This is a genomic window from Bradyrhizobium sp. Ken51, assembly GCF_055807435.1.
Genome location: NZ_JBVVPB010000009.1, coordinates 241356 through 254318, shown reverse-complemented (window position 1 = coordinate 254318; position 12963 = coordinate 241356). Strand labels below are relative to the sequence as shown.

General features: G+C 63.7%; 18 protein-coding genes. 11 read left to right on the top strand and 7 right to left on the bottom strand.

The features are described from left to right. Nucleotides 1-274: 274 nt before the first annotated feature. From AC0L27_RS18150 to AC0L27_RS18135, 4 genes are all read right to left on the bottom strand, one after another. Nucleotides 275-607: a hypothetical protein gene (locus AC0L27_RS18150; protein ID WP_354209224.1), complete on the bottom strand. Its 333-nt coding sequence runs from the start codon at nucleotides 605-607 to the stop codon at nucleotides 275-277. Nucleotides 608-671: 64 nt separating this feature from the next. Then, the gene (locus tag AC0L27_RS18145; protein WP_354209225.1) at nucleotides 672-935 is read right to left on the bottom strand and encodes a GlsB/YeaQ/YmgE family stress response membrane protein; all 264 of its coding nucleotides are present in this window, start codon (nucleotides 933-935) and stop codon (nucleotides 672-674) included. Between the two features lie 26 nt (nucleotides 936-961). Beyond that, complete coding sequence (locus AC0L27_RS18140; RefSeq protein WP_473319883.1) at nucleotides 962-1420, bottom strand: YidB family protein; 459 nt, start codon at nucleotides 1418-1420, stop codon at nucleotides 962-964. Nucleotides 1421-1648: 228 nt separating this feature from the next. Beyond that, on the bottom strand, nucleotides 1649-1846 hold the full coding sequence (locus AC0L27_RS18135; protein WP_354209226.1) for a hypothetical protein: 198 nt from the start codon (nucleotides 1844-1846) through the stop codon (nucleotides 1649-1651). 202 nt (nucleotides 1847-2048) lie between these two features. On the opposite strand from AC0L27_RS18135, the gene AC0L27_RS18130 reads away from it, so the two are divergent. Genes AC0L27_RS18130 through AC0L27_RS18115 form a run of 4 tightly spaced genes read left to right on the top strand, consistent with a single transcriptional unit; the run spans nucleotide 2049 to nucleotide 4261 of the window. Beyond that, the gene (locus AC0L27_RS18130; protein ID WP_354209227.1) at nucleotides 2049-2501 is read left to right on the top strand and encodes a DUF2231 domain-containing protein; all 453 of its coding nucleotides are present in this window, start codon (nucleotides 2049-2051) and stop codon (nucleotides 2499-2501) included. Beyond that, entirely contained in the window at nucleotides 2498-3832 is a 1335-nt protein-coding gene (locus AC0L27_RS18125; protein ID WP_354209228.1) for a PQQ-dependent sugar dehydrogenase, read from the top strand. The genes AC0L27_RS18130 and AC0L27_RS18125 overlap by 4 nt, the downstream gene beginning before the upstream one ends. Nucleotides 3833-3850: 18 nt before the next feature. Further along, nucleotides 3851-4054, top strand: coding sequence for a hypothetical protein (locus AC0L27_RS18120; protein WP_007611681.1), 204 nt, complete (start codon nucleotides 3851-3853; stop codon nucleotides 4052-4054). Between the two features lie 36 nt (nucleotides 4055-4090). Beyond that, nucleotides 4091-4261: a hypothetical protein gene (locus AC0L27_RS18115; RefSeq protein WP_219683770.1), complete on the top strand. Its 171-nt coding sequence runs from the start codon at nucleotides 4091-4093 to the stop codon at nucleotides 4259-4261. 57 nt (nucleotides 4262-4318) lie between these two features. Here AC0L27_RS18115 and AC0L27_RS18110 read toward each other — a convergent pair whose 3' ends face one another. Both AC0L27_RS18110 and AC0L27_RS18105 read right to left on the bottom strand, forming a co-directional pair. After that, nucleotides 4319-4702, bottom strand: a complete 384-nt coding sequence (locus AC0L27_RS18110; protein WP_275168178.1) for a type II toxin-antitoxin system VapC family toxin — start codon at nucleotides 4700-4702, stop codon at nucleotides 4319-4321. Next, nucleotides 4699-4956, bottom strand: coding sequence for a type II toxin-antitoxin system Phd/YefM family antitoxin (locus tag AC0L27_RS18105; protein ID WP_007611675.1), 258 nt, complete (start codon nucleotides 4954-4956; stop codon nucleotides 4699-4701). Before AC0L27_RS18105 ends, AC0L27_RS18110 begins: the two co-directional genes overlap by 4 nt. A 343-nt stretch (nucleotides 4957-5299) precedes the next feature. On the opposite strand from AC0L27_RS18105, the gene AC0L27_RS18100 reads away from it, so the two are divergent. The 7 genes from AC0L27_RS18100 to AC0L27_RS18070 all read left to right on the top strand — a co-directional run bounded on the left by AC0L27_RS18100 (nucleotide 5300) and on the right by AC0L27_RS18070 (nucleotide 12106). Then, the gene (locus tag AC0L27_RS18100) at nucleotides 5300-6688 is read left to right on the top strand and encodes an MFS transporter (RefSeq protein WP_354209229.1); all 1389 of its coding nucleotides are present in this window, start codon (nucleotides 5300-5302) and stop codon (nucleotides 6686-6688) included. A 120-nt stretch (nucleotides 6689-6808) separates the two neighbouring features. Then, on the top strand, nucleotides 6809-7657 hold the full coding sequence (locus tag AC0L27_RS18095) for a 3-oxoadipate:acetyl-CoA acetyltransferase (RefSeq protein ID WP_275168175.1): 849 nt from the start codon (nucleotides 6809-6811) through the stop codon (nucleotides 7655-7657). Nucleotides 7658-7771: 114 nt separating this feature from the next. Then, complete coding sequence (locus tag AC0L27_RS18090; protein ID WP_354209230.1) at nucleotides 7772-9013, top strand: MFS transporter; 1242 nt, start codon at nucleotides 7772-7774, stop codon at nucleotides 9011-9013. A 134-nt stretch (nucleotides 9014-9147) separates the two neighbouring features. Next, nucleotides 9148-10377 carry a CaiB/BaiF CoA transferase family protein gene (locus AC0L27_RS18085; protein WP_354209232.1) on the top strand — a complete coding sequence of 410 codons (1230 nt, stop codon included), beginning with the start codon at nucleotides 9148-9150 and terminating at the stop codon, nucleotides 10375-10377. Nucleotides 10378-10407: 30 nt separating this feature from the next. Next, complete coding sequence (locus AC0L27_RS18080) at nucleotides 10408-11286, top strand: beta-keto acid cleavage family enzyme (protein WP_354209233.1); 879 nt, start codon at nucleotides 10408-10410, stop codon at nucleotides 11284-11286. A gap of 103 nt (nucleotides 11287-11389) precedes the next feature. Continuing rightward, nucleotides 11390-11605 (top strand): hypothetical protein, encoded by a 216-nt coding sequence (locus tag AC0L27_RS18075; protein WP_007602925.1) that lies wholly within the window; start codon nucleotides 11390-11392, stop codon nucleotides 11603-11605. A 108-nt stretch (nucleotides 11606-11713) separates the two neighbouring features. Further along, nucleotides 11714-12106 (top strand): RidA family protein, encoded by a 393-nt coding sequence (locus AC0L27_RS18070; RefSeq protein WP_354209234.1) that lies wholly within the window; start codon nucleotides 11714-11716, stop codon nucleotides 12104-12106. A gap of 2 nt (nucleotides 12107-12108) precedes the next feature. Here AC0L27_RS18070 and AC0L27_RS18065 read toward each other — a convergent pair whose 3' ends face one another. Beyond that, on the bottom strand, nucleotides 12109-12771 hold the full coding sequence (locus AC0L27_RS18065; RefSeq protein ID WP_354209235.1) for a TetR/AcrR family transcriptional regulator: 663 nt from the start codon (nucleotides 12769-12771) through the stop codon (nucleotides 12109-12111). Between the last annotated feature and the right edge of the window lie 192 nt (nucleotides 12772-12963).

The window sequence follows — 12963 nt, the reverse complement described above, 5'->3', positions numbered from 1 at the left end:
AAACCCCGCCTGGGGGAAGCGGGGCTTTCTGGTAGGGGTGAAGCTTAGGGACGCTTCGACTGTATGACGCGCGATCGTGGAAAAGGTTCAAAGCCTAAAAAGCGAACCACGCCAATACTGCAATGATCGGGATGATTGCCACGCCGAGAAGCACCAAGGGTGCAGGTTCATTGCCCGTCCTGTCGCTCAATGCTGATCTCCTCCAAAGTCCGGAGCGTATCGAAAGCAATTGCAACATTCGTTTGCGACCGCCCCTGTTCGGAACGTTCAAACGTCACGGTTTCGGACTTGGCTGCGGCGTAGGTGCGGCTTGAGGAGAAGGTGTCGGATTGCTCTGCTGCTGAGGCGCTGCGGCCTCGCCGCCTGCGTGAGGAACGCAGGTACCGATGTTGCTGAGCAGCCGTTTGGCCTGGAGGTCGCGCACCTTTGAGTATTCGCGTCGTCGCTCGATATTCGCCGCCGCCCATCGGTCCCAGGCCTCGAAAGCGTCCGTGTAGTGCTTTCGCATCTGCTCCTCGGCGGCAAGGCAGTCGGCGAACTTGTCGAAAACCAGGTCGGTGTTGACCGGGGTCATGCCTCCTACCAGGACAACGAGCATCCATTTCATCTTGCCGATCGCCTTTCGCGGCGGGCGAATTCTCCGCTAACGCGAAGAATTCCGTCCACGGTGGTTAGATGGCCCGACGGCTGCGACCGGCCACAAAACCGTAGATGAAAAGCACGATGATGGCGCCTACCACTGCCCCCACCAGCCCTGCGCCTTCTCCTGGCCGGTACCAGCCGAGAGATTGGCCAAGATAGGTCGCAACGAACGCGCCCACTATTCCCAGGATCGTGGTCAGGATGAAACCCGAGGGCTCGTTGTCGCCAGGCATGATGAACTTCGCGATGACGCCTGCGATGAAACCGATGATGATCGTCCAGATGATGCTCATATCTTTTCTCGAGTCTTGAGGAGTGCCTATCCCGCGGATTGCGCCGGAAGACGTCCGTCCGGCGTGTATTTGTCCACCGCTGCCGGAAGCTCGCGCGACAATCGGTCGAGGATCTCCTGCTGCGACAGGCCGGTCTGCTGCTCCAGCTTTTGAAGAACGTCCGGACCGATAGCCTGCTGGAGTTCGGGCGGGGTGACTTCGCGATTTGGCCCCTGATTGATCCAGGATTGAGCCGCATCGCCCTGTCCGTTCTGCTTGAAGTGCTCGAGCAACTCGCCGATCCCGCCGTTCAGCAGCGAACCGACGCCGCCGCCTCCCACAAGGCCGCCAAGATTGCCGAGCATGCCGCCCAGCGAATCCTTGGCACCCGACGGCTGACCGGAGGTAGCATTGCGGAACATGTCGCCGAGCTTGTCCCGATTTTGATAACCGGCGATTGCGAGCATACCCAAGAGGGCGGTCATCGATGGCATTCCGCGGCTCATTTCCGGCTCCTGAGTTCGATGATGGGCATCGTGCGTAAGCAATGGCGGCCCGCCTTGTGCTGGCCGCCGCATCACTCATCGCCCACAACATACGCGGGGCTGGGAAGTTCCACGTTCCCCAGAGCCACGTTTCCTCAGAACGATGGGCTTGTCAGTCACTGCCACTCCCGAACCAATTAATGCATCTCGCTTGACCGATTTGGCGTCTCCGGGTGGCCTCGTCGGAAATCAGCGCGTGAAACTCGCCTGGACGATCAGGGACAATCCAATCGAAAGACCGGCGGCGAGGCCAGACAGCACGATGGCCCACCATCGCCGCTCCAGCTCCGGCTCACCCTCGGTGCGGATCGTCTCGTGGATGAGTGCGGCGTTCGGCCGGCTTTGGGATTCGATCTGCTCGGTCTGGCGCCCGTGAGACGCCGTCAAGCTTCGAGGCTGGATTGAAGGAGGCGCCGTCTCCTGAAGGGCAGGTTCATCTCGAGGCTCGGAGCGGCAAGGGGTTTCTCGTGAGTGCTTCGAGGCCGCAGCGCTGTTGAGGTACGGCGGCGCCTGGTCCACCATCAGGAACCTTCGTTGGAAGCGGGTGTTTTCCACCGGGGAGGGGCGGCGATCTGACAAGAGGCCAACCGTGCAAGATAACGTGCGTGTGCGCTCGACCGCGCAAATCGCAGGCCATCCGATTCATCCGATGCTGGTGCCGATCCCGATCGCTTGCTTCATCGGAGCGCTGCTGACCGACATCGCCTATGTCGTCAGTGCCGAGATCATGTGGGCGGATTTTTCCGCCTGGCTTCTGGTGGTCGGCGTCATCTTCGGCGTGCTCGCGGCCATCGCGGGCCTGACCGATTTCCTCAGCAACCGCCTGGTGCGGGCGCAGCCGCCGGCCTGGCCGCATCTGATCGGCAACGCGCTGGCGCTGGTCCTCGCCATCGTCAATGCATTGATCCACACGCGCGATGCCTGGACCTCGGTGTGGCCGACCGGGCTCATTCTGTCAGCCATCACCGTATTGATCCTGCCGGTCACCGGTTGGCTCGGCTGGGCCATGGTGTATCGCCACGGCGTGGGAGTTGCCCGATGAACTCCGCAATCGCTCGGGCGCTGTTGTGCGCTTCTCTGCTGTCTCTCGCCGGCTGCAATGACGGCAGTGGCGATCCGAAGGCGCAAACCGGCGCCAACCCGACGCTTCCCGAGATCCAGCAATATCTGCTGCCGCCGATGCACATCGCCCGTATCGTCGGCTGGAAAAAGGACGAGACCCCGGCCGTTGCGCAGGGCTTGCAGGCCAAGTCCTTCGCGACCGGATTGCAGCACCCCCGATTCCTTTACGTGCTTCCCAATGGCGACGTGCTGGTGGTGGAATCCAAGGCGCCGAAGGGCGCTCCGATCAAGCGCCCCAAGGAAATCGTGATGGGATACATCGAGTCCTGGGCGACATCCGGCGGCGACACCGGCGAGAGCAACCGCATCACGCTGCTGCGCGACAGCAACGGCGACGGCGTGCCGGATACGCAAAGCGTCTTCCTCGACCATCTCAACTCGCCGTTCGGCGTCGCGCTGGTCGGCAACGATCTCTATGTCGCCAACACCGATGCGATCGTCAGATATCCTTACACGGAGGGTGACACGAAGATCACCGCTCCGGGTACGGTGCTGACGCCGCTGCCGGGCGGACCGATCGACCATCACTGGACCAAGAGCCTGGTCGCGAGCCCCGACGGTTCAAAGCTCTATGCCGGCGTCGGCTCCAACAGCAACATCACCGAGAACGGCATGGAGGCCGAGCACAATCGCGCCGCCATTCTCGAGATCGACCGTGCCAGCGGCCGCTGGCGCATCTTCGCAAGCGGCTTGCGCAATCCCAACGGCCTCAGCTTCGAGCCGCAGACCGGGGCGTTGTGGACGGTGGTGAACGAGCGCGACGAACTCGGTCCCGATCTCGTACCGGACTACATGACGTCGGTGAAGGACGGCGGCTTCTATGGCTGGCCCTACAGCTATTACGGCCAGCATGTCGATCCCCGCGTCCAGCCGCAGCGTCCTGATCTCGTCGCCAGGGCGATCGTGCCTGACTATGCACTGAGCTCGCATGTCGCGCCGCTTGGAATGGCCTTCAACACAAGCGCGAGTTTGCCGGCCGCCTATCGCGGCGGCGCCTTCGTCGGCGAGCACGGCAGTTGGAACAGGCAGGTCTTGAACGGCTACAAGGTGGTGTTCGTGCCGTTCACGGACGGCAAGCCGAGCGGCCCGCCGCAGGATGTCGTCACCGGCTTCCTCAACAGCGACAACCAGGCGCGCGGGCGGCCCGTCGGCGTCGCCATCGACAAGACCGGCGCGCTGTTGGTCGCCGATGACAGCGGCAACACGGTGTGGCGCGTGACGGCCGCGCACCCGCAACTCACGCAGCGATAGATCTCGAGGAGTTACACCATGGGCCTTGCTCAATACACGATCGTGCCGGTGCAGGACGAATGGGGCGTGCTGCACGACGGCGATGTCAAGAACAGATACTCCACCAAGGAAGCCGCGTTCGAATCGGCGGTGGCCGCAGCATCGCTGGCGCTTCGCGAGGGACACGAAGTCCATGTCAGCGTGCCCGGCCGCGAAGCCGGCGAGAACGCGCTGGGAATTTGATGAGACACTTTGAGCAGAACACTTCAGGAGCCTGCGATGACCAAGCCCCGGGAGCCGAACGGCATTGAACCCTCCCGCTCCGAAGACGACATTCAGCGTGATCAGCTCGGGCCGCGCGGTGTGCCGGATGCGCCGGATCCGGCCAAGATGACGCCCCAACGCGATAAGAAAACGCCGAAGCACGTCGATCCCGGCCATACAGCCTGACGGCTGCTCCGTGGCTTTTCCGTTCGGCCGGTAGGTTGCCGCCCGGCAGTCGTCGACTTACGCCGCCGCAACGATATCCGTCTTGGCAAAGTCGTCGCCGACGTAAAGAAGTGCGCAGCCATGCTCCTTGGCGACATCGTAGGCGAAGCAATCACCAAAGTTGAGACCGGCGGGACGAATGCCTTTGCCCCAACGCGAGTAGATCTGCGCCACGCGTTCGGCCGAAGCTTGGGTCACCGAGATCACGTTCAAACCGAGATCGTTGATCAGCCTGTTCATCTCTTCGTCGACGCCCCGCCGTGCCGCGACGATCAGGCTTTCTGCAACGGAGGCGGCCGAGATCAGGATTTCGTCGGCGGTCTCCAGTGCGGTGATGCAAGCATCGGCTTGCGGTTCGTCGAGCACGATCGCCATCAGCGCGGAGGTGTCGACTGCGATCATTCCGGCAGTCCGTCATCGCCGAAAAGAAAGTCCTGACTGCGCGCGGCGGTCGGTCCGGGGATAGCTTTGGCCCCGCCGGTCCTTCGCGCCGCCTCGAGCACGGTCCGGCGGGCGGCGCGGTCCGGCGCAAGCTTGACCGGGACGAGCCGCACCGCGGGATGTCCATGCCGCGTCAGGATCACCTCGTCGCCAGCCTCTGCGCGGCGGACAAGATCGGTCAATTGTCCTTTTGCGTCGGTGACGGAGACCCGCATCTCATTGTCTTTCCTCAATTTCGATAAAATGGACCATGTAATGGTCCAATGTCAACTGCCTCCCACCCCGCCATCGCCGGACGCAATCTCTCGGCCGATCTCGGCATGAGCCTGCCGGCGGTGTTCGCCGGGACGTCTCGCGCGCAAATAACATCATGTTAGGTTTGTCGCATAACGGGGTAATTGTGTTAGCCCGGCGAAAGCCTATCGTCCCCACCAAGCAGACACCCATCGGCAATGACAAGCGCTCGCGAAACTCCGCAGAGCGGCCGGAGAGTGCTGCCCAATTTTGAGCGAAGCCCGTCAACGGGACGTCAGCAAAACCCAAGGGAGGAAACTTGAGATGACTGCGATCCGACACATGAGTCAGTCCAGGAAGGCCGCTGCCAGCGGCTGGATCGGGTCAGCTCTCGAATATTATGACTTCTTCATCTACGCGACCGCCGCGTCGCTGATCTTCCCGCAAATCTTCTTCCCGTCGGAGAATCCAACCGTCGCGATCGTTGCGTCGTTGGCGACTTATGGCGTCGGCTATGTGGCTCGTCCCATCGGCGCCTTCGTGCTGGGACATTGGGGCGACACCCATGGCCGCAAGACCGTTCTCATCGTCTGCATGTTCCTGATGGGCATCTCGACCATGGCGGTCGGTATCCTGCCGACTTATCATCAGGTCGGTATCCTGGCGCCGATCCTGCTCGTCATGCTGCGCCTCGTGCAGGGATTTGCCGTGGCCGGTGAAATCTCTGGCGCGAGCTCGATGATTCTGGAGCACGCGCCGTTCGGCCGGCGCGGCTTCTATGCAAGCTTTGCGCTTCAGGGCGTGCAGGCCGGGCAAATTCTCGCGGCCGCGGTGTTCCTGCCGCTGGCGGCCTACATGCCGACCGAGGCCTTCAACAGCTGGGGCTGGCGGATTCCCTTCCTGCTCAGCTTCTTCGTCATCGTCGCGGGCTACATCATTCGTCGCGAAGTCGACGAGACCCCTGCCTTTGCCCGCGAGGGCGAACGGGGAGAAACGCCGCGGGCGCCCATCGTCCAGGCCATCAAACTGAGCTGGCGCGACATGCTCAGGGTCATCTGCATGGCACTGATGAATGTCATCCCGGTGGTTGCGACCATCTTCGGTGCGGCCTATGCGGTGCAGCCAGCCTACGGCATCGGTTTTGCCAAGGACGTCTATCTCTGGATCCCCGTGCTCGGAAACATGCTGGCCGTGTTCGTCATTCCCTTCGTCGGCAATCTCTCCGACAAGGTCGGCCGCAAGCCTCCGATCGTCGTCGGTGCGCTGCTCTCGGGCGTGCTGGCTTTCGGTTATCTCTATGCCATCAGCATCAGGAACGTGCCGCTGGCGATCCTGCTGTCGCTGTTGATGTGGGGCGTGGTCTATCAGGGCTACAACGCGATCTTCCCGAGCTTCTACCCCGAACTGTTTCCGACCCGCACCCGCGTGTCGGCGATGGCGATCTCGCAGAACATCGGCACGACCATCACCGCATTGCTTCCGGCCTTGTTTGCGACCGTGGCGCCTCCCGGCTCGGCCAACATTCCCCTGACTGTGGGGGCGATCGCCTTCGGCATCACTGTCATCGCAGCGCTCGCCGCCGTCACGGCCCGGGAGACCTATCGGGTCAGGATCGACGATCTCGGCAATCCCAACGCCGTTCCGATGCCGCGGGCAGACTATGAGCGGCAGCGTGCGGAGGTGGCGAGCGGTGCGGCCGCAATTCCGACCTGACGGGTACGCAAGGAAGCCATGCCGCTGCGATCGAGGACGGTTGCAGCGGCAGGGTGTGAGGCGTTACCTAACTGCCTGCTCGAATTCCGCGCGCGAGCGCGATCATCATGAGGTTGCAGAATGAACCCCGTCGTCGTCGCTGTCGCCATCACCGGCTCCGTTCCGCGCAAGAAGGACAATCCCGCGGTCCCGATCCTGCCGTCCGAACAGATCGAGTCGACGCACCAGGCCTTCGAAGCCGGTGCCACGCTTGCCCATATCCATGTTCGCAACGATGACGAGACGCCATCCTCCGATCCCGAGCGTTTCGCCGCGGTGCAGGCGGGGATCAGGAAGCACTGTCCTGACATGATCGTTCAGTTCTCGACCGGCGGGCGGGGCCGAGATCCCTCGGCGCGCGGATCGTCGCTCTACCTGAAGCCGGACATGGCCTCGCTGTCCACGGGATCGGTGAACTTTCCGACCATCGTCTACGAGAACGGCGCTGCTCTGGTCGAGATGCTCGCCACCGGGATGAAGGCGAATGGTATCCGGCCGGAAATCGAAATCTTCGATCTGTCGCATCTGCATGGTGCCCGCCGTCTGATCGAGGCGGGGCTGATCGACCAGCGTCCGCACGTTCAGTTCGTCATGGGCGTCAAGAACGCCATGCCCGCGGACGAGCATGTGCTCGACATCCTGCTGGGCGAGCTCAGGCGGCTGATCCCGAAGGCGACGTGGACGGCAGCCGGGATCGGACGCCACCAGGCCGAGGTCATGGGCTGGGCGCTCGCGCGGGGCGCCGATGCGGTCCGCACCGGGCTCGAGGACAATATCAGGATCGACAAGGCACGCCTCGCCGCCAGCAACGCGGAGCTCGTGGCCATCGCCGGTGAGGCTGTGGCGCGCCACGGCCGGCGCGTGGCGACTGCGGCCGAGGCGCGATCCCTGCTCGGGCTCGCGGGGCAGGGAGCTCCTGCCGCCTCCTGACATGCTCCCGGCCGCCTGCTGCCATTCGACGGCCGGCGTTTCCGTACGCTGAGTCTCCGGGTAAGACTGGCGTCACGGGCGTGATCTGCGCCTGGCGGGCAGGCGACGGTTGGAATGCGGTTCTTGAAATCTGACAGCAGGCTCATCGGGGTCCTGCTGGTGCTTGCGGTCTCCCAGCTTGTCGGGTGGGGTACGATAGGTCTTCCCGCCATTGTCGGCCGCGATCTCGCGGCCGATCTCGGCATGAGCCTGCCGGCGGTGTTCGCCGGGACGTCCGTTCTCTATGTCTCGATGGGCCTGTGCGCGCCCTGGCTCGCCAAGTCGTTTGCGCGGCACGGCGCACGAAAGGTGATGATCTCAGGCACGGTCCTCACCGCGCCGGGCTTCATCCTGCTGTCCCTCGCGCGCGAGCCGATACTGTATTTCGCTGCCTGGATCGTCCTCGGCACTGCCGGCAGCGCCACGCTTTCGACCGGCGCCTATATCATGCTGAACGAGGTCGCCGGGCGGCAGGCCAAGAACGCCATCGGCGCGCTGATGCTGGTGACGGGCCTGTCGAGCAGCATCTTCTGGCCAACGACATCGTTCCTCAGCGGTCTGCTCGGCTGGCGCGGGACGTGCCTCGTCTATGCGGCCATGATGCTCCTCATCAACCTTCCGCTCTATGCTTTCTTTGTACCGCGCCGGAAAATCGTCGGTGATCGTGGCGGAGAGCCGGTGAAGTCATCGCCGCCGCCTGCGATTCCCAGGAGCACGTTCAGCCTCGTCGTCGCCGCGATCACGCTCAATGCCTTCGTCAATTTCGGCATCGGCGCCATCATGATCGAGTTGTTGAGGGCAGAGGGGCTTCCCCCGGCGCAGGCACTTGCGTTCGGCTCGATGCTGGGCGTGATCCAGGTCAGCGCCCGCGGGCTCGATTTTCTCGGCGGAGGGCGGTGGGATGGAATCACGACCGGGCTCGTCGCCGGCACGGCGCTCCCGGTCGCCATGCTGCTGCTGATGACCAGCGAGGGCGCGACCTGGGCGGTTGCGACCTTCATCCTGCTCTATGGCGCCGGCAGCGGTGCGATGGCGGTGGCGCGGGCGACGATCCCGCTCGTGTTCTACGATCAGACAGAGTTCGCCAAGGCGATGTCGATGATCGCGCTGCCGCTCAATCTCGCATCCGCGGTCTCGCCGCCGCTCCTTGTCGGCCTGCTCACCCAGTTCGGCAGCCGCGGCGCGCTCGGTCTCACCTTCGTCTGCTCCTGCGCCACGGTGCTGATCCTGGTCCTGCTCGGCCGCCGGCGGCCGCAGGTGGCTGCAGCGGCCGCGACCTGTGAATATTCGCGCTGCGGAAATTCACCGCGCAGGTGACCTGCGCCGGGCGGGCGGGGGGATAGCCGTATGCCGCCAGTGCAGTGCTCGGAACGCCAAAATAGTGTATCCGCAGGGAGCGCGTCCCGCGATCTCGCCGCCGCGCCAATATCCAGTTCCCGGAGGAATTCGACATGTCGGCCCTGCCGCTCTCAGGCATCAAGATCCTTGACCTCACCCGCGTACTTGCCGGGCCCTTGTCGGCCCAGATGCTGGGCGATTTGGGCGCGGAGGTGATCAAGATCGAGCGGCCGGGCACCGGTGACGACGCGCGCGCCTTCGGCCCGCCCTATCTGACCGATCCTGATGGCAAGGCCAACAACAACAACTCGTTTTACCTCTGCGCCAACCGCAACAAGAAGTCGGTCACGGTCAACATCGCCAAGCCTGAAGGGCAGGCGATCATCCGCGAGCTCGCCAAGGACGTCGACGTCTTCATGGAGAACTACAAGGTCGGCGATCTCAAGCGCTACGGCCTCGACTACGAGACCATCAAGGCGATCAATCCCGGCATTATCTATTGCTCGGTGACGGGCTTCGGCCAGACCGGCCCCTATGCGCCGCGCGCCGGCTATGACGCCATCCTGCAGGCGATGGGCGGCCTGATGAGTGTCACCGGCCATATCGACGGCGAGCCCGGCGAGGGCCCGATGAAGGTCGGCCCGTCGATCGTCGACTACATGACCGGCATGAATACCTCGATCGGGATTCTCTCGGCGCTCTATCATCGCGACGCCAATGACGGCGTGGGACAGCACATCGACGTCTGCCTGTTCGACACCGTGATCGCGTCGCTGTCGCACTGGCTGCAGATCTACCTCGTCAACGGCAAGACGCCGCCGCGCCGCGGCACCTGGGGCAATGGCGGCATGCCGGCCGGCGTGTTTCGATGCACCGACGGCGAGCTGATGCTGGTGGTCGGCAATGACGGCCAGTTCCAGCGCACCTGCGCCGTGCTCGGCGCGCCCGAGCTTGCGAGTGACAAGCGCTTCGTCAAGAACAACGACCGCGTCGTGCACGGCAAGGAGATCATGGCGATCTTCGCCGGCCTGTTCCTGAAGCAGCCGGTGGCCTACTGGCTGGACAAGCTGGAGGAGGCCGGCGTGCCCTCGGGCCCGATCAACAATTTCGAGCAGGTGTTTTCGGATCCGCACGTCCAGTCGCGCGGCATGCGGGTGAAGGTCGACCATCCCTTCCAGCCCGATCTCTCGCTGATCCGCAACGCGCTGACGCTCTCGGAAACCCCGATCAAGGATTACCGCGCCCCGCCGCTGCTCGGTGAGCACACCCAGGAGGTGCTCGCCGGCAAGCTCGGCTATGATGCCGGCAAGATCGAGACACTGAAGCAGCAGGGTATCATCTAGCTGCTCGTTGACTGGCAAGGGACAGCACGCATGACCTCGTCCAAGACCATCATCACCTGTGCCATCACGGGCAATCTCACAAAGCCCGAGCAGTCGCCGCATCTGCCGATCACGCCCGAGCAGATCGCGACATCGGCGCTGGAAGCGGCCGAAGCCGGCGCCGCCATCGCCCATATCCATGTCCGCGATCCCGCGACGGGGCGGCCCTCGATGGAGATCGATCTCTATCGCGATGTCGTGGATCGCATTCGCGCCCGCAGCAAGAGTCTCGTCATCAACCTCACGACCGGCCCCGGCGGTCGCTTCGTGCCTTCGATCGAGGACCCCCGCGTCGCCGGTCCCGGCACCACGCTGCTGCCCCCCGAAAAGCGCGTCGAGCATATCGAGCTGCTCAAGCCCGACATCTGCACGCTCGACCTCAACACCATGAATTCGGGCGGCGAGGTCGTGATCAACACGCCGCGCAACGTCCGCATCATGGCCGAGCGGATGAAGGTGGTCGGCGTGCTGCCGGAGATCGAGCTGTTCGATTCTGGCGACTGTCATCTCGCCCGTGACCTCCTTGCCGATGGCACGCTGAAAGGACCGGGCCTGTTCTCGCTCGTGCTCGGCGTCAAGTACGGCTTCTCCGCCACGCCCGAGACGATGTTCTATGCCCGCAGCCTGTTGCCGCCGGGCGCGATCTGGTCCGGCTTCGGGATCGGTCGCGCTGAATTCCCGATGGTGGCGCAGGCCTATTTGCTCGGCGGCCACGTCCGCGTCGGCATGGAGGACAATCTCTATATGTCCAAGGGCGTGCCGGCGAAGACCAATGCCGAGCTGGTCGCGCATGCCGCCGGCATCGTCAAGAGCCTGGGGGCGAGCGTCGCGACCGCCAACGAGGCCCGCGCGATGCTCGGGCTTGCCTGAGGCTTGCGGGCCATCCCCAGATAATCCCGGTCCGTACTCACACAGGCTTCCGCTCCGCGCGCGACTCAGATTCGATCCATCCACTCAGTCCGGGAGGGAACGCATGTCCTACACGATCGGGTTTCAAGCCAAGAACCAGAAGGCAATTCTGGCGACCGAGGCGGCAACGGCCAACCAGGCCGTCGCGATCGTTGCCGCATTGCGGCAAAGCGCCGACGAAATAAAGTTCATCCGCTCGCCGCAGGAAGGCGACATGGGCATCGAGATGCTGCTGCTGCTCGCCAAGGAAGAGGCCGAGGAGATGCCGCAGCACGCCTAGCCGGCTCGGCGGGCACACTTCGATCAGAAGCGAAGCATGACGGCTGCACAATGATGTAGCAAGCCGTCATCTCGCTTGCACCGAAGGTGGCCGCCCGTGAAACTTGAAATGAAACGCGAAGCGCTCCGCGTCGAACCGATTTCGACATTCCTCGACCGCCGGAACGCTCCGGTCTCGCCGGTCACGCGCGCCGGCAACATGATCTTCGTCGCCGGTCTGCCGCCGTTCGACCCCGAGACGGGCGAGATCGCGGAAGTGCCGATCGAACGACAGAGCGAATTGATCATGGAGCAGATGAAGCTGTGCCTCCAGACGGCGGGCGCGAGCCTCGACAATGTCATGAAGTGCAACGTCTACTGCACCTCGACAAAACACTTCGCGGCGTTCAACGCCGTCTATGCGCGCTATTTCCCACACGATCCGCCGGCGCGGATCTTCGTCTGCACGCCGGAATGGTTCGGCCCCTTCGACGTCGAGATCGACTGCATCGCGATGATGTGAGGTTAGCGTGCCGCCACCCTTGACGGCGCCTTCGTCTCCATCCGTCCCGCCGTCAGCGCCATCGTCGCTACGCTGACGACGCGCGCGACCACGTCATCGACGTCGTCGAGATCGCATTTGCCTTCCGACAATTTCGTCAGCCGTTCGCTCTCGCGGATGGTGTGGTGCGCCATGGCGAGCGCGAAATTCAGGCCCCAATAGATATCGACGTCGCTGCGGTCGGGCAGGGACCTTCGCATCGCGCCGGCGAACTTTCGCAAATGGTCGATCTCGCGGTTCTTGATGCGGCGGATCGGCGGCACGGATTCGATCGAGGCGCGGATCATGAAGCGCGCCGCGCTCGAGCGCTGGTTCTCGGGGCCAAGGCAGCCGCGCAGCGTCGGGCCGACCAGGGCATGCAGGATCACCTCGATCGGCGCGCGGCCGCCGCCTTGTTCTTCCGCCGCCTTCAATTCGCGCAAACGCTCGCGGTTGGTGGCGATCGAGCGTGTCACGAACAGCTCCGCGATCAACTCGTCCTTCGAGCCGAAATGATAGTTCACCGCCGCGAGGTTGACACTGGCCTCCGCGACGATGTCGCGCAGCGTCACGTCGCCGAACCCGCGATCGGCATAGAGCCGCTCGGCGGCGGCGAGAATGGCAGTCCGGGTATGATCGCTGGCCATAGGAGCCCCTCTTGGAGGGAGTTGCAATTCAAACAGTTGTATGAAACTATCGTTTGAAGGCCGGGAAAGTCAATCCGCAATCGGGACTCGTTCGCAAACGCGCGAACCGGTTCCGCAGCGTCCGCAAGTCGCGCATTCGCACTTGCGGGTCGCACAATGCGGGTGGACAGTCCGGCGCAAAACAAGTTCGCC

Excerpts from the sequence above, each read along its gene's own strand:
- AC0L27_RS18150 (WP_354209224.1), bottom strand. The coding sequence starts at position 607 with ATGAAATGGATGCTCGTTGTCCTGGTAGGAGGCATGACCCCGGTCAAC.
- AC0L27_RS18145 (WP_354209225.1), bottom strand. The coding sequence starts at position 935 with ATGAGCATCATCTGGACGATCATCATCGGTTTCATCGCAGGCGTCATC.
- AC0L27_RS18140 (WP_473319883.1), bottom strand. The coding sequence starts at position 1,420 with ATGAGCCGCGGAATGCCATCGATGACCGCCCTCTTGGGTATGCTCGCA.
- AC0L27_RS18125 (WP_354209228.1), top strand. The coding sequence starts at position 2,498 with ATGAACTCCGCAATCGCTCGGGCGCTGTTGTGCGCTTCTCTGCTGTCT.
- AC0L27_RS18120 (WP_007611681.1), top strand. The coding sequence starts at position 3,851 with ATGGGCCTTGCTCAATACACGATCGTGCCGGTGCAGGACGAATGGGGC.
- AC0L27_RS18115 (WP_219683770.1), top strand. The coding sequence starts at position 4,091 with ATGACCAAGCCCCGGGAGCCGAACGGCATTGAACCCTCCCGCTCCGAA.
- AC0L27_RS18110 (WP_275168178.1), bottom strand. The coding sequence starts at position 4,702 with ATGATCGCAGTCGACACCTCCGCGCTGATGGCGATCGTGCTCGACGAA.
- AC0L27_RS18105 (WP_007611675.1), bottom strand. The coding sequence starts at position 4,956 with ATGCGGGTCTCCGTCACCGACGCAAAAGGACAATTGACCGATCTTGTC.
- AC0L27_RS18100 (WP_354209229.1), top strand. The coding sequence starts at position 5,300 with ATGACTGCGATCCGACACATGAGTCAGTCCAGGAAGGCCGCTGCCAGC.
- AC0L27_RS18095 (WP_275168175.1), top strand. The coding sequence starts at position 6,809 with ATGAACCCCGTCGTCGTCGCTGTCGCCATCACCGGCTCCGTTCCGCGC.
- AC0L27_RS18090 (WP_354209230.1), top strand. The coding sequence starts at position 7,772 with ATGCGGTTCTTGAAATCTGACAGCAGGCTCATCGGGGTCCTGCTGGTG.
- AC0L27_RS18085 (WP_354209232.1), top strand. The coding sequence starts at position 9,148 with ATGTCGGCCCTGCCGCTCTCAGGCATCAAGATCCTTGACCTCACCCGC.
- AC0L27_RS18080 (WP_354209233.1), top strand. The coding sequence starts at position 10,408 with ATGACCTCGTCCAAGACCATCATCACCTGTGCCATCACGGGCAATCTC.
- AC0L27_RS18075 (WP_007602925.1), top strand. The coding sequence starts at position 11,390 with ATGTCCTACACGATCGGGTTTCAAGCCAAGAACCAGAAGGCAATTCTG.
- AC0L27_RS18070 (WP_354209234.1), top strand. The coding sequence starts at position 11,714 with ATGAAACGCGAAGCGCTCCGCGTCGAACCGATTTCGACATTCCTCGAC.
- AC0L27_RS18065 (WP_354209235.1), bottom strand. The coding sequence starts at position 12,771 with ATGGCCAGCGATCATACCCGGACTGCCATTCTCGCCGCCGCCGAGCGG.